The sequence below is a fragment of the Ruegeria sp. N10 genome (assembly GCF_056531545.1).
In genome coordinates this window covers 111516-131049 of sequence record NZ_JBQFLY010000009.1, presented here as the reverse complement: position 1 = coordinate 131049, position 19534 = coordinate 111516, and the positions used below count along the sequence as shown (strand labels likewise).

The 19534-nt window shown below is 56.4% G+C and carries 13 protein-coding genes; 8 read left to right on the top strand and 5 right to left on the bottom strand.

The features are described from left to right. Positions 1-2: 2 nt before the first annotated feature. Both ACR0JI_RS13600 and ACR0JI_RS13595 read right to left on the bottom strand, forming a co-directional pair. Positions 3-977 (bottom strand): membrane dipeptidase, encoded by a 975-nt coding sequence (locus ACR0JI_RS13600; protein ID WP_480474674.1) that lies wholly within the window; start codon positions 975-977, stop codon positions 3-5. Further along, a complete protein-coding gene (locus ACR0JI_RS13595; RefSeq protein WP_480474675.1) occupies positions 977-2419 on the bottom strand; it encodes an aldehyde dehydrogenase family protein in 1443 nt (480 codons plus the stop codon). Before ACR0JI_RS13595 ends, ACR0JI_RS13600 begins: the two co-directional genes overlap by 1 nt. A gap of 103 nt (positions 2420-2522) precedes the next feature. Between ACR0JI_RS13595 and ACR0JI_RS13590 the strand changes: the two genes are divergently transcribed. From ACR0JI_RS13590 to ACR0JI_RS13580, 3 genes are all read left to right on the top strand, one after another. Continuing rightward, positions 2523-3428, top strand: a complete 906-nt coding sequence (locus ACR0JI_RS13590) for a LysR family transcriptional regulator (protein WP_480474676.1) — start codon at positions 2523-2525, stop codon at positions 3426-3428. 96 nt (positions 3429-3524) lie between these two features. Beyond that, positions 3525-6800 (top strand): ATP-binding protein, encoded by a 3276-nt coding sequence (locus tag ACR0JI_RS13585; RefSeq protein WP_480494479.1) that lies wholly within the window; start codon positions 3525-3527, stop codon positions 6798-6800. A gap of 20 nt (positions 6801-6820) precedes the next feature. After that, a complete protein-coding gene (locus ACR0JI_RS13580) occupies positions 6821-7984 on the top strand; it encodes a hypothetical protein (RefSeq protein WP_480494481.1) in 1164 nt (387 codons plus the stop codon). Here ACR0JI_RS13580 and ACR0JI_RS13575 read toward each other — a convergent pair. Both ACR0JI_RS13575 and ACR0JI_RS13570 read right to left on the bottom strand, forming a co-directional pair. Continuing rightward, a complete protein-coding gene (locus ACR0JI_RS13575) occupies positions 7981-11580 on the bottom strand; it encodes a flavoprotein (protein WP_480494483.1) in 3600 nt (1199 codons plus the stop codon). The genes ACR0JI_RS13580 and ACR0JI_RS13575 overlap by 4 nt on opposite strands. A gap of 318 nt (positions 11581-11898) precedes the next feature. Further along, positions 11899-13476, bottom strand: a complete 1578-nt coding sequence (locus ACR0JI_RS13570) for a DUF5928 domain-containing protein (protein WP_480494485.1) — start codon at positions 13474-13476, stop codon at positions 11899-11901. A gap of 143 nt (positions 13477-13619) precedes the next feature. On the opposite strand from ACR0JI_RS13570, the gene ACR0JI_RS13565 reads away from it, so the two are divergent. Continuing rightward, entirely contained in the window at positions 13620-14438 is an 819-nt protein-coding gene (locus ACR0JI_RS13565; protein WP_480494487.1) for a sulfotransferase family protein, read from the top strand. A 128-nt stretch (positions 14439-14566) separates the two neighbouring features. On the opposite strand, the gene ilvD is transcribed toward ACR0JI_RS13565, so the two are convergent. Then, positions 14567-16399: a dihydroxy-acid dehydratase gene (gene ilvD, locus ACR0JI_RS13560; RefSeq protein ID WP_480494489.1), complete on the bottom strand. Its 1833-nt coding sequence runs from the start codon at positions 16397-16399 to the stop codon at positions 14567-14569. Between the two features lie 108 nt (positions 16400-16507). On the opposite strand from ilvD, the gene ACR0JI_RS13555 reads away from it, so the two are divergent. The 4 genes from ACR0JI_RS13555 (at position 16508) to ACR0JI_RS13540 (ending at position 19469) form a co-directional block, all read left to right on the top strand. Beyond that, positions 16508-17071, top strand: a complete 564-nt coding sequence (locus tag ACR0JI_RS13555) for a helix-turn-helix domain-containing protein (RefSeq protein WP_480474682.1) — start codon at positions 16508-16510, stop codon at positions 17069-17071. After that, the gene (locus ACR0JI_RS13550) at positions 17068-17337 is read left to right on the top strand and encodes a CBU_0592 family membrane protein (protein ID WP_480474683.1); all 270 of its coding nucleotides are present in this window, start codon (positions 17068-17070) and stop codon (positions 17335-17337) included. The genes ACR0JI_RS13555 and ACR0JI_RS13550 overlap by 4 nt, the downstream gene beginning before the upstream one ends. Before the next feature lie 93 nt (positions 17338-17430). After that, entirely contained in the window at positions 17431-18285 is an 855-nt protein-coding gene (gene sseA / locus ACR0JI_RS13545; protein WP_480494491.1) for a 3-mercaptopyruvate sulfurtransferase, read from the top strand. Beyond that, positions 18285-19469, top strand: coding sequence for an amino acid aminotransferase (locus ACR0JI_RS13540; RefSeq protein ID WP_480474685.1), 1185 nt, complete (start codon positions 18285-18287; stop codon positions 19467-19469). Before sseA ends, ACR0JI_RS13540 begins: the two co-directional genes overlap by 1 nt. Positions 19470-19534: the final 65 nt, after the last annotated feature.

The following is a 19534-nucleotide window of genomic DNA, read 5'->3' as shown; positions in this document are numbered from 1 at the left end:
GGTTACCTTTGTGGGACGAAGTTCTCGGCAAAGAACCGATACCAGTTCCTGCCCATGATCCCGGCCACTTCGTCATCGTTCAGGCCGGTCGCGCGTAACCCTTGTTCGATGTTTCCAAAGTCTCGGTTGTCCTGAAACCAGCCCGGCATTGGTGGAAACCCCGGGGCCGAGGCCGAGCCTTCGCCATAGTCGATTTCTTTTGTCCACCGCCCCACACGCATCCATTCAACGATGCTGTCAGGCTGATCCTGGCACAGGTCAGTGCCGATCCCCAGATGTTCGGCCCCATATTTGTCCGCAGTGCGGGCGATCATCGCGCAAAAGCTCTCCAGAGTGCAGTCGGACTTGTCCTTCAGGTGGTGAGGGTAGACCGAAAAACCCAGCATCCCACCGTTTTCAGTCACGGCGCGGATGACATCATCTCGCTTGTTGCGCAGGGCCGGGGACCATTCGTGCGGATTGGCATGTGTGATTGCGATGGGCCGGTCCGAAATCTCAGCCGCTTCGATTGTGGACCGGTCTGCCGAATGGCTCATATCCACCACAAGGCCCACGCGGTTCATCTCTTTGATCACCTGCTTGCCCATTCTGGTTATGCCGGTGTCTTCGGCCTCATAACAACCGGTCGCAAGCAGGGATTGGTTGTTATAGGTCAGTTGCATGAACCGCGCGCCCAAATCGTGCAGAATTTCAACCAGCCCGATATCGTCTTCAATGGGCGACGGGTTCTGAAACCCGAAAAACACTGCGGTCCGGCCCGTTTTACGGGCTGAGTCTATATCGCTGGCCCACCGGCCCTTCATGATCAGATCTGGGTACTGCTCGAACCAACGGTTCCATTTCTCGAAATTCAGAACCGTTTCGCGAAAGTTCTCATGATAGGAGATGGTGACATGGATCGCGTCCACGCCCCCTTCGCGCAGCTGGCGGAAGATCTTCTCCGACCAGTTGGTATATTGCAGGCCGTCGATCCGCATCAGACCGGGCCTGCGCTGATATAGGCGGTTTTGACGGTTGTATAGAACTCGGCTGCCGCCTTGCCTTGTTCGCGCGGTCCGTACGAGCTGTCGCCCCGGCCACCGAATGGTACGTGGTAATCGGTGCCAGCGGTGGGCAGGTTAACCGTCACCACGCCGGTGCGCGCGTTGCGGCGGAAATGGGTGGCGCGGGCCAGTGATTTGGTCACGATGCCTGAGGTCAGGCCAAAATTGGTGTCGTTGACCACGCTCAGCGCCTCGTCATAGCTGCCGACCTTGATGACGGATGTAAGCGGTGCGAACATTTCTTCGCGATTGATGCGCATGTCGTTGGTGGTGTTCAGGAACACGCCCGGCGACATGTAGAACCCGTCATGGGGCATCTCCAGGCGCTGACCGCCACAGGCCAGCTCGGCCCCTTCGGATTTGCCCAGGTCGACATAGGTGAGGTTTTCATTCAATTGCTGCTGACTGACGACGGGACCCATCTGCACGCCCGCTTCCAGCGCGTGACCCACTTTCATTGCCTGCGCACCGGCAACCAGTTTCTCGACAAAGGCATCATGGATGCCCGCGTGAACCACAAGACGCGACGAGGCGGTGCATTTCTGACCGGTGCCACCAAAGGCCCCGCCCAGAGCCAGCGTCACCGCCAGATCCAGATCGGCGTCGTCCATCACGGCCAGCGCGTTTTTGGACCCCATCTCCATTTGCACTTTGGTCAGGTTCTGGATTGCTGCGGCGGCGATACCTTTGCCTACGGGCACCGATCCGGTGAAGGAAATCGCATTGACCTTGGGGCTTTCCACCAGACGTTGCCCAACCGAACGGCCCGAGCCCATCACAAGGCTGAACAGACCTTTCGGGATATCCTGCCGTTCGATGATTTCAGTCAGGGCCACAGCCGAGGCGGGGGTGATGTTGGCGGGTTTCCACACAACCGCGTTGCCATAGCACAGCGCCGGGGCAATCTTCCACGAGGCCGTTGCAGTGGGGAAGTTCCACGGGCTGATGATTGCGACAACGCCAACGGCTTCGCGGCGCACATCCACTTCGATATCGGGGCGTACGGAATCGGCGTTTTCACCGATCTGGCGCAGACACTCGGCGGCGTAATAAGTGAAGAACTGACCGGCCCGGTAAACCTCACCCTTGCCTTCGGCCAGCGGCTTGCCTTCCTCGCGGCTCAGCAATGTACCCAGTTCTTCGGCGCGGGCCATCAACTCGTTGCCGATGGCGTTCAGGACGGCCTGTTTGCGCTCCAACCCGTAGGCAGCCCATTCGGTCTGCGCGACGCGCGCCTGATCCAGAGTCGCCTCAAGCTGATCGGCGCTGGCCTGTGTGAACATGCCAACCAGATCGCTTAAATCCGAAGGATTGCGGTTTTCAATTTCGCTTTCGCCCGCCAGCCATTCGCCGGCAATCAGGTTCAGTTTGGTCACGTCAGGCCCCAAATTCGCAAATTTCGATTTGGGTAAGGATGGAACTTTCAACTAACATCAGTCAAACTCAAATAACTTTAGTAAACTTCAGAAAGTTTGAAGTATGGCGATGAAAGTCGAGATGCTGCGGTGTTTTTGTACCGTGGCCCAAACCGGAAACCTTGCCGAGGCTGCCAGCCGTCTGGGTCGGACACAATCCGCCGTCTCAATGATGCTGAAACAGTTTGAAGATCATCTGGGCAAGAAACTGTTTGAAGGTGAACGGAAAAATCACCTGTCGCCGCTGGGTCAGCAGGTTCTGGACCTTGCGCTCAAACAGGTGCGCGATTTTGATCAGACTGTTCTGAACATAGAAATGGCGGCGCAGGCGGAACATGGGTTGATCCGTATCGTATCCGTACCGTCTGTGGGAGCTTTGGTCTTTCCCGCCTTGCTGGGACATATGGCATCACGCTTTCCCGGATTGAAGATCGAGTTGCGAGACGGGGATTCGCAACAGGTTCTGGATGCCGTTGCCGGGGATAAGGCGGATATCGGCATTGCATCCGGCCATCATCCCCTGAACGGGGTCAGTACCGAGCCTCTGTTTCAGGATCAGTTCGGACTCGTTGCAGCTTCTGATCATCCGCTTATGACACAGGCCAAACCGCCCGAAATCCGTGACCTGATGGCGGCACCCTTCGTGCGAAACGCCTTGTGCGACATAATTGAATCATCCTCGTTCAAAAAAATTCTCGACCGGGCCGAGGTTACTATTCACAACACGCACTCGCTGATCACAACGGTCAGGGCAGGCCAGTGGATCACGGTCCTGCCGCAGACCGTCGCGCAATTCATCCCGGACGCGGTCGCCTTTCGCCCGATTTCAGATTTGCCGGACAAGCGAGAGGTATATCTTTACCGTCGGGAAAGAGCCCGCTTCCGCGAGATCACCCAGGCCTGCTGTTCGTATATCCTGTCGAGCGGTTTCGGAAACACTGGCTTGGTGCAGGAGCCAGTTTTGGATTAACCCTGCTCAAAAACACAAATTAATTAGGTTCTAGCAGACTCGAAGCGGCTCACATGCTAGGGTCCAGGATGAAGCGGGGGACTTCAGAGGGGCAACATGTCTCAGGACCTTAGGGGCTGGCTGAGCGCAATTGGATTAAACGAGTACGCGCAGGCCTTCGCAGACAACAAAATCGATTTCTCCATCCTGCCTGATTTGACGGCCGAGGATTTGATCGAAATTGGGGTGACGGCCGTCGGTGATCGGCGGCGGCTGCTGCGCGCCATCGAACAGATTGATACCAGCCAAACATCAGCAGAGCCTGAACCTGCTGCACAGCTCGAGCCCGCGCGCCGACAGGTTACAGTGATGTTTGCCGATCTTACCGCATTCACGAAACTATCCAGTGAGCTGGATGCAGAAGATCTGCATGCGCTGCTGAATCAATTCTTCAGCAAAGTGGACAATGTCGTCGAAAAGTATGGTGGTCGTATAGACAAGCATATCGGCGATGCGGTTATGGCCGTTTTCGGAGCGCCGATTTCACATACCAATGACACCGAAAGGGCGGCGCGTGCTGCCGCCGAGATACATGCAGTTCTACCGACTTTGTCACCACCGCTTTCCTGCCACATCGGTATTGCGTCAGGTCAGGTCATTGCCAGTACGACCGGAAGTCAGTCGCATACAGAATACACTGTCACAGGGGATGGGGTAAATCTGGCGTCCCGTCTGACGGATATTTCCGCAGGCGGCGAGACTCTGGTTTCACATGACATTCAGCGCGCGTTGGGACCGCTATTCGTTGGCGAATCCCTTGGTGTGAAGGCCATCAAAGGGCTGAATGATCCCGTTGAAATTTGGCGTCTGGATCGATTGGCCCGGAACATTCGCACACGGCGTCATAAGTTCATCGGGCGCGAGCGGGAGTTGTCGGTGTTCTCGGCCACATTTGACCGATGCAAACGCCACGGCAAGGGCGAAGTCCATGTGATTCTGGGTGAGCCCGGGATCGGGAAAACCCATTTGTCCGAGCAAGTCGCTGAACTGGCATCCGGCCAGTCCTACACGATCCACAACGGTGTCGTGATGGATTTCGGCGCGCGCGAAGGGCATTCGGCCATTCAGATGGTCGCCCGCAGCATTCTGGGTCTTGACCCGTCGGATGGTGCAAAAACGGGTGCCGCAGCAGCCAGGGACGCAATCGCCAGGGGCTGGGTCAGCCCCGCGAACGCCGCACACCTCAACGCGCTGCTTGAGCTGGAGCAGGACTCCGGTCTGGCCGAGGTGTTTGCGGTGATGGACAACAAGACCCGCTTGCGCGGAAGGCGGCAGGTCATTGAAGAGTTGCTGTCGGCCAGCAGCCGGGAAGCCCCTCTACTGATTCAGATCGAGGACATCCACTGGGCCTCGCCCGAGATCCTGGTGACCTGCTCTCATATTGCGGCGGCGACGCGGAATATCCCTTGCGTGTTGATGATGACCAGCCGGGCTGAAGGCGACCCGATTGACCGGGACTGGCAAATGGCAACCGATGGCGCGCCGGTGTCCAAGATGGAACTGGCGCCGATGGGCGAGGAACAGGCCAGATTGTTGGTCGAAGAATTCACGGCCATCGACCCCGAGTTGCTGGAAACCTGTGTCAAACGCGCCGGGGGCAATCCGCTGTTTCTTGAACAGTTGTTGCGCAATACAGATGTACTTACCCAACAAAGCGTGCCCGGCAGTATTCAGGGGATCGTTCAGTCCCGACTGGATGCACTGGATCGAACCAGCCGCGCCGCCATTCAGGCAGCATCGGTACTGGGGCAACGGTTCTCGGCAGAAGTGCTGAACTTCATTCTGGGTGAAGGGCATCTGGATACGACCAGCCTGATCCGATCCGCGCTAGTCCGAGAGGCAGGGCCTGACCTCATGTTTGCCCATGCGCTGATCCGGGATGGATCCTATGCAACGTTGGTCAAATCCGAGCGTGCGCGCCTGCATAGGCAGGCCGCCAAGTGGTTCGAGGATCGCGATGCGACCTTGTGCGCACAACATTTGGATCGGGCCGGGGCGAATAACGCTGCACAGGCGTATCTGGAAGCGGCGGACAAACTGATCCAGGCCTTCAGGTTCGACGATGCCAGCCCATTGATCGAACGTGCCCTGGAACTGCCGTCCCCTGCAGGTGTCCGGTTCGATCTGCTTTGCGCACGGGCTGAAACGCACAGGCTTCAGGGTCTGTCCGGCGACGCACTGCGTGAATTTCGGGAAGCTGCCCGTGTTGCCGAAACTGATGAGCAAATCAGCCGTGCGCATATCGGGCTGGCGCAGGCTGCGCGGCAAGCCAGCCTGTATCAGGACGCGCTGGAGGCACTCGATATGGCTGAAACCGCCGCCGAGCGTTGCGGGTCAGAGCGGGATGTGGCGCAGATCAATTATGTGCGCGGTAATGTCTTTTTCCCTCTGGGTCGGGACAAGGAAGCGCTAAGCGCCAATGAACGCGCCCTGACGCTTGCCCGCAAACTTGGATCTGCCCGCCTCGAGGTTGGGGCGCTAAGCGGATTTGGTGATGCAAACTTCATGAAAGCCACCATGAAGACAGCGACAGGCTTTTATACGCAGGCTGTTGAGCGGGCGCGCGAAAAAGGGCTGGTCCGCGATCTGGCTGCCAATCTGCACAATCTAAGCGTGGCGCGCAGCTACACCGGGGAGGTCGCACAGGGCAAGGCGGATGCCATCGAGGCTATTGAAGTCTCGCAAAAGTACTTTGCCTTTGTTCCGGAATGCGTTGCACAGACCTGCCTGGGCGTGGCCGAGACCTTTCTGGGCAACCTTGATCAGGCGCTGGACGCTTTCAGTGTTTCAGCTGAAATTGCGGAACGCGTCGGGGCAAAAAGACTCGAAGCGCAGGCCCTTGAACATCTGGCGCGAACACAGGTTTATGCCGGACAGTCAGACCGCGCGCGTACGGCCGGTCGTCGCGCGGTTGAAATCGCGCTTGAACATGGGCGGAACTTTGTAGGGCCCAAAGCTCTGTCGGCTCTGGCAATGGCCGAGACAAACCCTGATGAGCAAACGCGCTTGTTGAACCTGGGGTCTGAAATCATTGCCGAGGGATGTGTGGGGCACAGTCACTTGCATTTTTACTCGGACGCCTGCGCCGTCATGCTGGCGCGCGGCGATTGGGACGCAGCACTTGAATATGCGGACGGGCTTGCAGCCTTCACGACCTCCGAGCCTTTGCCAATGGTCGATCTGTCCATTCGTCAAACACGCCTGCTGGCTGAAAGCGGACAGCAGAACACTCTGCCCAAACAACACGGGGGGTATGCCGATCTGACAACGCAGTTTACCGCTATGGGTATCACGCAATCCCTTCTGGGTTCAGTGGGGTTTCTGGCTGATTAGGCGACAAGGCAGGAGGCTGAATGAGCGTTGAAAGAAAGGTGTGGCTGATTTCTGGCTTGCTGACCCTTGGGCTGGCCGGTCTGTTGCTCAGGCTTTGGATCGACTTGAACCATTTTGAAGGCGACCCAACGCAGCTTCCGGATCAGGCATCAGTGGATGCCTTTCTCGGTGAGCTGGACTCGGCACCAGATTACCGCGTCAAAACGGGGATCTTCATCAAATCGTTCAGCTTTCTTGGTGCCAGCGATGTTCAGGTCACTGGCTACATCTGGCAGCACTACATCGACGGTGAACATGACAGGATCCGCCCAGCCGAGGGAGAGATCGGTTTCCTTCTGCCCGAAGCGGTCGATACAGCAAATGGTCTGATCGAAGAGGCCTATCGGCTACCGCAAAAGGATGGCCTGCTGATCGGGTGGTACTTTGAACAAACCCTTCGGCAGAGTTTTGACTACACCCGCTACCCCTTTGATCACAAAACGGTCTGGGTGCGCTTCTGGCCCGCATCTTTTGACATCAATGTTGCGCTGGTTCCTGACTTTGAGGCTTATTCCGCGACCGGCCCGGATGATATTTTCGGCATCGACAGTCAGATCGTGATGGGTACGTGGGAACGTGAGAACACCTATTTCGACTATAAGTTGTCAAGCCTGGATACGACGTTGGGCATCGCTCAGAACGCCTATCAAACCAACATGCCCGAGCTGCATTATAACTTTGTCATCAAACGCAATTTCGCAAACGCGTTCATCGTGCACATGGTCCCGCTGCTTGTCGTGACAATGCTGCTGTTTGGGGCGCTGATGACCGTCACGCGCCGCGAGGGGCTGGCCGATCGGCATGACTTCAGCACCTCCAGTGTGATTGGAACATGCTCGGTTCTGTTTTTCGTGATCCTGCTGGCCCATGTGCAGCTGCGCGAAGGGTTCGCGGGCTCTCCCGTGATCTACATGGAGTCGTTCTTTTTCCTTATGTACTTCATGCTGCTGGCAGTTTCGGTCAATACATACCTGTTTGCGTCTGACGTAGAGTCGTCGTTGCGGATCATCCACTATCGGGACAACCTTATTCCCAAGGCCGGGTTCTGGCCGTTCGTGCTGCTTTGTATGGTGGTGATTACGGCCTATAACCTTAGCTCCATGGAAAGCCCGAAACCGCCACAAGTCAGCGCAGCGGAAAACTAGATGGCCGGCGCAAATCCGGGCTTGGGTTCACCCTGCGCCATATCCAGCGTGTAGTCGCTAATGACTTCGGATTTGCCGTCACGCCAGTCTTGCAGGTATTTTTCAGGATCGGCGATCACATAGGCGTAAGCGGGTTTCATCACCCCGTCCACAATCACGTTGATCTTTTTGCGGATATAGACGTTCTTGGGTGAGCCCGGACCATGATAGCCTTCCAGTTTGTCCAGTTCGTGCAGGCCCGATTCCGTCACCCGATAAACCTCTCCGCTTACTTGTTTGCCCATGCCCTGCTGATCGACAAGGGTTGCCATTCGGTGCAGGAAGCCACAGTTCGGATTGTCGCAGAACGGTTCATTTGGAACGATCAGGGGCATTGGTTGCCGCGTGCGGGCAGGCCCGACAAAGTCATTCAAAACCCGGTTGTGTGCCTCATGGTTCGGGAACCCCTGTTTCAGGGAGCCGTATGTGAAATACAGATAGGTGGGTTCCTGGATGGCAACAAAGGTTTCGTCACGGCCCTGTTCCGCATCTTTTATCTTAAGGTTGTGATCCTGCGCCCAAGCATCCAGCATGGTCCGGATTTCGGGCGGGATATCCATGCCCTGAACAAATTCAATGCATGAGGTTGCATCCATGCCTTTGGCGCGCAACAGGATGTCGACCATCCTTGGGGCTTTGTTCATCACAGCCACATGCAATGCCGTGAAACCGTGGTCGTTGACGATATTGACGTCGATATCGCGGTCAATCAAATCCTGTGCCGCTTCATAGTCTGGCTTGCCCAGATCGTGACCGCCTTCGTTCAATTCGCCTTCGCCACCGGCCGCATAATGCAGCAATGAATCGCCGTGGGCCTCGTCCACGATATTGATGCCCACGACACCTTCATCGATGGCGCGGAACACACGTTTCCATTCATTGATATCATCAGCGGCGGCAGCCTCTCGGGCCCATTTGCACACGCGGTATTTCTGGTCGTCCAGTTCTTCGAATGCCTCGCCCAGTGCTTCCATGATCTGGTCGGGCGTGGCCATCATACCAATCCCCATCCGGCCGTTGGACAGGCGGCCCTCCCGAGGGCCTATGAAATCGATGCCCAGTGTCTTCAGCCTTGCGACATTGTTCTGGGTGGTGATGTTGTTCCACATATTCGTGTTACAGGCCGGGCACAGGATCACGGGCTTCTTCTGGTACTGCCACGCCACAAAGACAGAGGTCAGAAGGTTATCGGCGATCCCGTTTGCCACCTTTCCCATGGTGTTGCAGGTGATGGGAGCGACGATCACGCAATCGGCCCAGTCACAAAGCGCCAGATGTGACGCACGCACTGGCATGTCGAATTCCATGTAACGGAAATTCCATTCATCATCGTCGCGGTAATAGTCGTTATGGGTGATCTTGGCGTCGATCCGTTCAGCGCCGAAGTCCCGAAAAAACTTTTCAGCCGAAGTAGAAGGGATCAGTTTGACATTGTGTCCGGCGTCGACGATGCGTTCAACAAGTTCTGGTATCTTGTCTGCCGCCGATGACCCGCAGGCACAAAGCAGCACGTTGCGTTTGCCGCTGCTTACCTCGTTCATCACACCTTTGGGATAGCCGAACATGTTCTTATTCAGGCTGGGTGTCTCTTCAAGCTTGGAAACCGGAAGACCCGCTTCGATCATGCGGTCCTGAAGGTGACCTACCTTGATCATGTCCACAATGTCTTCCAGCTTTTCGCCTTTGCTGATGCACTGGCCTTGGAAAAACAGGTAGGGAACTTTGGGTTTTTCACCTAAAGATATCAGCTGACGTCGCATCTTTATCGCGTTGGGGTCGCGACCGCCCACATCCACCTGCTTTACGCTGGTCGCACCGATGTTCGAAAGAACACTTCTGAGCATGTAGGACCACGGGTCTTCATCTTCATAAAACAGAACCATGGGGTTGTTCCGGATAATGCTGGCGACATCGCCGGGATCTTCGGGCGGCTCAACTGTTTCGATCACCAGCAAAGCCGGGTCCTCCAGATCGCGCAAGCCGCGGAAGATGTTGCCACGAGGGGCTTGCCAGACCTGTGACGTTGCGGGGCTCATGTCGACGATCGTCACAAGGTCGGTTGCTTCATCATATGCGATACACAGGCACCAGAATTCTTCGAGCAACGCGGTTTCCCGGTAAACGTTTACCGGCGGGCGGATGGCTTCGATCCCGGTTACCCGATTAAAGTCGATATTGATCATCAGGTGACGGTCCGTGTTGGCGTCCAGGCCCTGTAGTTGCATCTTGAACCAGTCTTCGGGGGTAAGGATCGATGTGTCCTCGCGCGTTCCGAAACTGCGAAGTGAACTGCTCAGGTGTATGTTTTCAGCCGCGTTCAGATATTTCTGGGCCATGTTGTGCATGTCCGCGGCCGTGGCCACCCGTGAGACAACATCCGTGAAAGAGGCTTCGGTGGCCCGCAGCAGCTCGTCTTCGTCCACCTTGTCATCGCCGTGAATGGCCAGGCTTTCCACCAACACACCTAAGGAGTTCATGTTCGGAGTGGCGCGGCGGAACAGGTTGCGCCGTTTCTTGGGGTCTTTTGCCAGATAGAGCGTGCTGTCGACATAGTTGCATCGTTGCTTGAATGTCTTCAGATGCGTCTTGACCGCGGCACGCGCCGAGAAGCGCAAAATGCCACGCGACCGCATCGAGGTTCCGTCACGGTCCGACATCGCCTTCCAAAGCCGGTCTGCGGTTGTAACCCAAAGCTTGCCGTATTTCTCAGGATGTACGTCCATCATGTGCACCAGCCCAGTGCTTGGGTTGCACTTGGCGATTACGGCAAAATGCCCGCCCGGCATATTCGCTTTGCCATGGGCGACGCCGACCTGAAAATTTGCCACAAGAATATCATTGTCACCACCCAGCCGGTTGGATTCGTCAATCGCATCCAGCAACAACTGCACGTTTGTCGTGTCCTCGTCCATGAAATAGGCCTGAACCTGAACACTGTCCCGCAAGCCCTGCGAATGAATGTAGGTACAGGCGACGTCAAACAGCTCACCCAGTGAGATACCGTCATTGACGACGAAAGACGAAGGCAGCGCGCATTCACGGAAAATGTCGTTCACTTCGCAACTGAAGCCCAACGCGGACATGCTGAGGGCGGCAGCCGTCACGCTGCAACAATTGATCGGCTGCTGGAAGTTCTGCAATTGAACACTGACCAGATCGCCGAACATCGTGGCGAAGCAGGGTTGCCGGATTTCCTCTGGTATCTGACGCCAGTTCTCGCTGGACAGAAAAGCCACTCGCGATCCGTCCAGCACGAGCGCTTCGAGGCTGACGGGAATGTCTGATATCTGAAGGTGCTCTTCATAGAAATAGTCACCGACATCCGCGCTGGCCAAAGGATTACCGTTCTGCCGCAGCTGAACCACACCGCGCAGAACAACATACATGCCGCTTGCTGGCAGAACCGTGTTGTCGGTCACCTCGATACATTCGAAATGACGGTTGATGACTGACGGGTCGGCAATCTTGGCCTCGCCCGGCAGAACCTTGTATATCAGGTTCCAGTCTGCGTCATTTGGGATATATGATCTGGATGTTTCAATTTGATCTATAAGCACAACTGTTCCCCCCGGAGTTGCGTTTCAAATGTCTAATTGCGGCCAGCAGGGGCTTTCGGGTTTTCGATGCGCAGATACCCGTCATTCAGAATTAAGGACGCGTCTGTTTTTGCCTTTCACTGGCCAGGGCCGGCCTGCCAAAGAGAAAAAGTATAAGCAAATTGGCCCAATTGGCTGTACAGTATCCGATTTTTGAATAAAAATCACGATGGCAGTGATGTTGGGTTTTAGGCTGTCCTTTCCGACAGGCAAATATGCGGTGCACCCAATGCAGCAAAGGGGGCCGAAAAGCTGTCGGATGTCAGGCTGACTTTCCGTTTAGTCGGCGAACAGGTAGTCCAGCCGCATCACCGCGTCGGCCTTTTCTTTGTCCACCCCAAGAAATTCGGATATGACAGCTATGTTTTCGGCGCGCTGGGCGGTTTCCCGCAGTCGCAGGTAATTGTCCAAACCGGCGGCGCGGATTTGTTGGGACTCGTAACTCAGGTCGTTGCGAAGTGTCGGCAGCAGATGGGAAACAGTCTCAACCGGGCTGTTGTCACCCGCCAATCCGACGCGCCGCGCGTGGCCAATCAGGTATTCGTCCGAGTATTCGCATTCGATCTCAAGCACATGGGTTTTGGCCTGATCACCGCTGAAATCCTGAACAACGTCCAGATTGGCCGGGTCGAGGCACAGAACCAACTGGTCTGATCCGAAACTTTCGAAAAGCATTCGTACAACGGCCCGCCGATGGCGCGAGCGCTTGGTCAGCGTCGTTTCAATACCGCCCAGATCAGGCAGTTGGGTATCCTCTTCGTTAAACAGGTATTCGACGCAGGGGATATCTGTTTCAGACGCGATCTGATCGACCAGCCTTTTGGCGACATGCCACTTTTTGCACACGATCACAAACAGCTCTCGGTCGGGGCCCAGAACACTTCCAGCCTCCCAGAAGCGTTGCCTGAACCGGCGCCCGATGCGCCCCCGGCCAGCCAGAAACGCATAAAGGCTACGCCCCTCGTTCGAGATGGGAAAGTCGATGCCCTCACTCGCATAAAGTGAGCCGAGACGCTCTTTCAGCTCATGCGCCTCTGGGCTGATCTTGCGGGCAAACAAATAGTTCTGACCCAGAAGCATGTCATAGTGATCGTTGTAGAACGTGACGGGCATTCCATAATCCGAAAACATCAGAAATGTCGGTGTACGGTTTTCGATTTCACCCTTCGGGATCAGGTGGCGTACCAGCGTTTGAAAGAAGGTTTCATCGGGTATCCAGGTGGTTGCAAAAAACCGGATCACGTCCCTGCGCTGTCGCAGGAAGTCCAGAATCATCTCGACCGTTCGGCGGCGAAGACACCACCATTGGCTGCCGATCATAACCTGAAGGTCTTCGGGAATCTGCCGCGTCAGCCCAAAACGCCTCTGCGTTTCATAGGCGGTGTAGAACAGTTTTGGCTGGGTGCGTTCATTGAAATAATGGCGATAGATCAGCCGGTCTTCTTTCATGCCGGTCTTGATCCAGTCGCTTTCGAAAAAGTCGTGGCTTTCGATGAAATCCTTGTCGTGATCATCCAGAAACCGATGGGTGTATTCTGCCGTTTTGATCGCCATGCAATCACCGGACAGCATGTAAAAATGCGTGGCGCGGGGGAAGGTTTCGACGGCGGCCTGCAAGGCGTTCAGCGTGGCCTGCACCAGCGACCATTCTCCCCAGCCGCATTTGATGCGCCTTTTAGCAAAGGTCACGTTCGGATTTTGATCCAGCGCGGAACGAATGCGCCCGTAGCCTTCGGCGCTGGCACGGGCGTCAAAGTGGATGGCCATGCAATCGCCCGCAGCGGTCAGCTGTTCGGCCTGTGCAATGATTGCATCAGGGTCTTTATGGCATAGCAATATATAGGCAATCTTCGCCATCGAGGTTAGGTAATTTCCGTTTCTGCCCGGTTTCAACCGTGATACTGAGGATGAGCGATTGAATAAACAGAATAATTTTGGTTCCTTGTTATCAAAAGCTGGCATATCGGTTTGAGACCAGACCAGCGTAGGAGGCACAGCAGATGGGTTTTCCCGGTACCTGGATGACCGAGAGCGAAAGCATGGTGTACCGCGTCGTGCCCAAATGCGCCTGCTCGACCATTGGGCAGATCATGTATTATTCGGATCACGGCCAGTTCTTTGACGGTGACATCCATGACGCCAAGGATGGCATGCACAAATGGGCCTTTGATCAGAGCCAGGATCTGATTTCCAAAAATGTGCGCGATCATGCCTCGTATTCCTTTACCTGTGTGCGCAACCCATACACGCGTATTCTGAGCTCGTTTTTCGACAAGATCTGCGGGATCCAGCGCAACGGCAAACGGTATCGTGGCAATCTGGTGCCGACGCTGATCTACAATTACGGGATCGAGGTCGGCGGAGACGATGGAAAGGGAGAGTTTGACCAGATCGCCAGCTTTCGCCGGTTCCTGCTGTTTGCGCGTGATACCATCCGCTGGCGGCGTCCGATGGACCCGGACATTCACTGGTCAGCCATGTCTGGTCACGTGTCGACCTTCATCGTGAACGGTGGTCGTTATGATCGGATCTTCTGGACCGAAGCGTTCAACGACGGGATGCAGGGTGTCTTGGACAATACCAAGCAGAAGCATTCTGTTTCGCTGTCCGAAATACCCCGGTTCAACGAATCCGAAGGCCACGGACCCAAGCGCGCGCATCCGGTTGAAGACTATTTCGACGACCTGTCGATGCATCTGGTCTATGAGATCTACAAGCAGGATTTTGAGCTGTTCAAATACGATTTCGAAAACCCGGCCAACAAGATGCCGATTGGCGAAATCGATCTGGATGAAATTCACGCCAAACTGGGCGATTGATCCTTAGGCAGGATGACCCGTCCATCGTCAACGTTTCTTGCGAAACATTTAATCTGGTTGCGCCCGGGTGCGCCTGTGCATGATCGACTTACCGGTCTGCCGCGTCAGCAGACCGGTAATCTATCAGTTTAGACCTGACGCACGGCTCCTTTTGCCGCGCTGGTGGTCAGTTTCGCATAGGCCTTCAGCGCAGTAGACACCTTGCGTTTACGCGGCGCAGCAGGCACCCAGCCCTTTGCGTCCTGTGCTTCGCGCCGGGCCGCAAGCTCTTCATCTGAGACGGCCAGATTGATCGAGCGGTTGGGGATGTCGATTTCAATCGTGTCGCCATTCTGTACCAGACCAATCTCTCCGCCTTCGGCCGCCTCGGGCGAGACATGGCCGATCGACAGACCGGAAGTGCCGCCCGAAAACCGCCCGTCGGTCAGCAGGGCGCAGGCTTTGCCAAGACCCTTCGACTTCAGGTAAGACGTTGGGTACAGCATTTCCTGCATCCCCGGACCGCCACGCGGGCCTTCATAGCGGATCACCACCACGTCGCCCTCTTTCACCTTGCCGGTGAGAATGTCGCTAACAGCCTGATCCTGGCTTTCGCATACGTAGGCCGAGCCGGTGAATTGCAGGATATTGGCATCCACACCAGCGGTTTTCACGATACAGCCGTCGCGGGCAATGTTGCCGAACAGAACCGCCAGACCGCCATCCTGACTGAATGCGTGTTCCTTGGACCGGATCACGCCGCCTTGGCGATCGGTGTCCAGTTCCTTGAACCGGTTCGACTGGCTGAATGCCTGTGTGGTACGCACACCGCCGGGGGCGGCCTTGAACAGTTCCTGTGCCTTGGGGTTGTTGGCGATGGTGATGTCCCAGTTGGCAATCGCCTCGCCCATCGTGGCCGAATGCACTGTGCTGCATTCGTTGTGCAGCAGGCCCGCGCGGCTGAGCTCACCCAGAATCGAGAAGATACCACCGGCACGGTGGACGTCTTCCATATGCACATTCTCGATATTGGGCGCGACTTTGCAGAGGCAGGGAACACGACGGCTGAGGCGGTCCATATCGGCCATGGTGAAGTCAACTTCACCCTCATGCGCGATGGCCAGCAGGTGCAGCACCGTGTTGGTTGATCCACCCATGGCGATATCGAGGCTCATGGCATTTTCGAATGCATCAAAGGTGGCAATCTCACGGGGCAGAAAGCCTTTTTCGTCCAGATCGTAATGGCGCTTGGTGATCTCGACGATCCGGCGGCCAGCCTCAAGGAACAGCTCTTTGCGGTCTGCGTGTGTCGCCAGAGTCGACCCATTGCCCGGCAGGGCCAGTCCCAGCGCCTCGGCCAGACAATTCATCGAGTTCGCGGTGAACATGCCCGAGCATGAGCCACAAGTGGGGCAAGCGTTTTCTTCGATGTGCTGAACCTGTTCGTCAGTGAACTTGTCATCTGCGGCGGCGACCATCGCGTCCACAAGGTCAATCTTCTTGGCTTCCAGATCGGCAATATCGATCTTGCCGGCCTCCATCGGACCGCCCGAGACGAAAATGGCGGGGATGTTCAGACGCATGGCGGCCATCAGCATACCCGGGGTAATCTTGTCGCAGTTCGAAATGCAGACCATCGCGTCCGCACAATGGGCGTTGACCATATATTCGACCGAATCGGCTATCACTTCGCGTGAGGGCAGCGAATACAGCATCCCGTCATGGCCCATGGCGATGCCGTCATCCACAGCGATCGTGTTGAACTCTTTCGCCACACCACCTGCGGCTTCGACCTCGCGCGCGACCATCTGGCCCAGGTCCTTCAGATGCACGTGACCCGGCACAAACTGGGTGAACGAGTTGACGATGGCGATGATAGGTTTGCCGAAATCGTCATCACCCATACCTGTGGCCCGCCAAAGGCCGCGTGCGCCAGCCATATTGCGGCCATGGGTAGAGGTTCTGGATCGGTACAATGGCATGATGCTGTTTTCCCTGTTGCCTCGGGTTGCATAATTCGGGGTTCGTACGTTATAGCGCACGTAGCACATGTGCGTTATAACGTACAAGGTAAATCGCAGAGCGCGGGTATGGCTATGGACGACATTACGCTGAAATTACGGGATGTGCGGGCAGCCTCGGGGTTGAGCCTGTCCAGAGTCGCCGAGATGACCGGTGTCAGCAAAGCCATGCTGGGCCAGATTGAACGCGGCGAATCAAGCCCAACGATCGCGACGCTTTGGAAAATCGCCAAGGGCTTTCAGATACCGCTCAGCGGGTTGATCGACACGACTCTGGGCGATCCATCGGTCTTTCAGACTGTAACCTTTCCCGGCAGTATCGAGGTCAAGATTGTCTTTCCCTTCGATCCCGCGCTGGGTGCCGAGACCTTTCATGTGAACCTTGCCGCGAACCAAAGCCACGAATCCCCGGCTCATGCCGCCGGGGTGACCGAGGAAGTATTTGTCCTCAGCGGCACTTTGGAAATCCTGCGTGGCGAGGAATGGGTGCCGTTGCAGGCCGGGCAGGGGTTGCGCTTTGCTGCGGACCTGCCGCACGGGTATCGTGCTGGTTCGCAAGGGGCTGCGTTTCTGAATATGCATCACTATTCCCAACACACAGAAACTCCTGAAATCGGTAAGGCACCTTCATGACTGCCATTTTTGACACTCTTACCATCGTGGATGCCTTCGGCTCATTCGGGGCGCTGATCGTGGTGGCCGCGTATTTCGCAACGCAGATGCGGATGATGAATTCCGATGATCTGGCCTTTCCGATGATCAACCTGCTGGGGTCTGTCCTGATCGTCTTTTCGCTGCTTGAGAATTTCAATCTGGCCTCGATGTTGATCGAAGGGTTCTGGATTTTGATCAGTGTCATCGGCATCATCCAGCATTTCCGCCTGCGCAAGGCGCGATAATTCCTGAGGTCAACAAGCGCTAGCGCTATCCAGCCTTGAACGCCCATGCCACGGGGTATAGGGAAACCCCAAGCTCGCTTAGGGGAGGCTTTGATGCAGGACGATCCAAAAACCCTCGTATCCACCGAATGGCTGGCCGCGCATATGAAAGACCCGGATCTGCGGATTCTGGACGGGTCGTGGTATTTGCCGGCGCAAAACCGTGATGCCAAGGCCGAATATGATGCCAGGCATATCCCCGGAGCACGGTTCTTTGATATTGATGAGATATCAGACCACCGTTCCGACTTGCCTCATATGGCGCCACCGGTCGAAAAATTCATGTCACGCCTGCGGGCCATGGGTGTCGGTGATGGTCATCAGGTTGTGGTTTATGATGGTGCCGGGCTGATGTCCGCAGCGCGCGTTTGGTGGCTGTTTCGTCTGATGGGTCAGGAAAACATCGCGGTTCTGGATGGGGGTTTGCCAAAATGGCAGGCCGAGGGGCGCGAGATCGAGGATCTGCCTCCGGTCATTCGCGACCGTCACATGACTGTTCGCGTGCAAAACCAGCTTGTCCGGGATGTCACGCAAGTTTCCGCCGCCGCCAAACTGGCAGATCACGAAATTATCGATGCCCGCTCGGCCGACCGGTTTGCCGGAACCGCACCCGAGCCGCGCGAAGGGCTGCGTTCGGGCCACATTCCGGGCTCGCGCAATGTGCCCTTTGGGCAGTTGTTGAACGCCAATGGAACAATGAAGTCGCCCGAGGACTGCCGCGCCATATTCGAGGCTGCAGGCGTCGATCTGTCTAAACCGGCTATCACCTCTTGCGGTTCAGGTGTCACGGCCGCCATTCTCAGCCTTGCGTTGGAACGCATGGGCAAGAAAGACCACTCGCTTTATGACGGCTCCTGGGCTGAATGGGGTGCCTTCCCGACCCTGCCCGTCGCAACCGGAGAGAACTGATGTTCGAGAACCTGAAACCGCAGCCCGCCGACAAGATTCTGGCGCTGATGCAGATGTACCGCGAAGACCCGCGTGATCAGAAGATCGATCTGGGTGTTGGTGTCTACAAGAATGCCGAAGGCGTGACGCCGGTGATGCGCGCGGTGAAAGCCGCCGAACAGCGCATCTGGGAAGAACAGGAAACCAAGGCCTATACCGGTCTGGCCGGTGATCCGGCATATGCGGATGCGATGATCGGATTGATTTTGGGTACTTCGGTGCCGCGCGGCAACATCGCCGCAGTGGCGACACCCGGAGGCACCGGCGCCTGCCGTCAGGCGTTCGAGTTGATCCGGATGGCGAACTCTTCGGCACGCGTGTTTGTGTCGAACCCGACCTGGCCCAACCACCTGTCGATCCTGAATTATCTGGGGATGGAAACGGTTCAGTATCGTTACTTCGATGAAGAGACCCGGGGCGTCGATTTCGACGGGCTGATCGCAGACCTGAAAACCGCCAAAGCGGGTGACGTGGTTTTGCTGCATGGCTGCTGCCATAATCCGACCGGTGCCAATCTGAACATGGTGCAATGGCAGGAGGTCGTGAACCTGATCAATGCGCTGGGCCTCGTTGCGATGATCGACATTGCCTATCAGGGTTTCGGTGACGGTCTGGAAGAGGATGCGCAAGGCGTGCGGCTGGTGGCCTCATCGGTCAAGGAATGCCTGATTGCGGCGTCATGTTCGAAGAATTTCGGCGTCTATCGTGAGCGCACCGGGTTGCTGATGGCCGTCAGTGACAACGCGGCTGAAACCGCATTGAATCAGGCCACGCTGGCGTTTTTGAATCGCCAGAACTACTCCTTCCCGCCGGACCACGGCGCGCGCGTGGTGACGACCATTCTTATGGATGAGGCGTTGCGGGCAGACTGGGCAACTGAGCTGGAAGAGGTTCGCCTCTCCATGCTGGGCCTGCGCCAGCAACTGGCTGACGAGTTGCAGCGTCTGGCCGGATCCGACCGGTTTGGGTTCATCGCCCAGCACCGCGGCATGTTCTCACGCCTTGGGGCGGCACCGGAACTGGTCGAGAAACTGCGCGTTGAACACGGTATCTACATGGTCGGTGACAGTCGACTGAACATTGCCGGGCTGAACGCAGTGACTGTGCCGATTTTGGCCAAAGCAATTGTGGATGTCGGGGTTTAGATGCCGACGCGACATTCGAAACGAAAACCCGGGCGCGAACGCCCGGGTTTTTTTGTCAGGTGAAG

What these genes read in the sequence shown, in the direction of transcription:
- ACR0JI_RS13570 (WP_480494485.1), bottom strand. Translation starts at nt 13,476, where the DNA reads ATGGCGAAGATTGCCTATATATTGCTATGCCATAAAGACCCTGATGCA.
- ACR0JI_RS13565 (WP_480494487.1), top strand. Translation starts at nt 13,620, where the DNA reads ATGGGTTTTCCCGGTACCTGGATGACCGAGAGCGAAAGCATGGTGTAC.
- ACR0JI_RS13600 (WP_480474674.1), bottom strand. Translation starts at nt 977, where the DNA reads ATGCGGATCGACGGCCTGCAATATACCAACTGGTCGGAGAAGATCTTC.
- ACR0JI_RS13590 (WP_480474676.1), top strand. Translation starts at nt 2,523, where the DNA reads ATGGCGATGAAAGTCGAGATGCTGCGGTGTTTTTGTACCGTGGCCCAA.
- ilvD (WP_480494489.1), bottom strand. Translation starts at nt 16,399, where the DNA reads ATGCCATTGTACCGATCCAGAACCTCTACCCATGGCCGCAATATGGCT.
- ACR0JI_RS13585 (WP_480494479.1), top strand. Translation starts at nt 3,525, where the DNA reads ATGTCTCAGGACCTTAGGGGCTGGCTGAGCGCAATTGGATTAAACGAG.
- ACR0JI_RS13550 (WP_480474683.1), top strand. Translation starts at nt 17,068, where the DNA reads ATGACTGCCATTTTTGACACTCTTACCATCGTGGATGCCTTCGGCTCA.
- ACR0JI_RS13580 (WP_480494481.1), top strand. Translation starts at nt 6,821, where the DNA reads ATGAGCGTTGAAAGAAAGGTGTGGCTGATTTCTGGCTTGCTGACCCTT.
- sseA (WP_480494491.1), top strand. Translation starts at nt 17,431, where the DNA reads ATGCAGGACGATCCAAAAACCCTCGTATCCACCGAATGGCTGGCCGCG.
- ACR0JI_RS13555 (WP_480474682.1), top strand. Translation starts at nt 16,508, where the DNA reads ATGGCTATGGACGACATTACGCTGAAATTACGGGATGTGCGGGCAGCC.
- ACR0JI_RS13540 (WP_480474685.1), top strand. Translation starts at nt 18,285, where the DNA reads ATGTTCGAGAACCTGAAACCGCAGCCCGCCGACAAGATTCTGGCGCTG.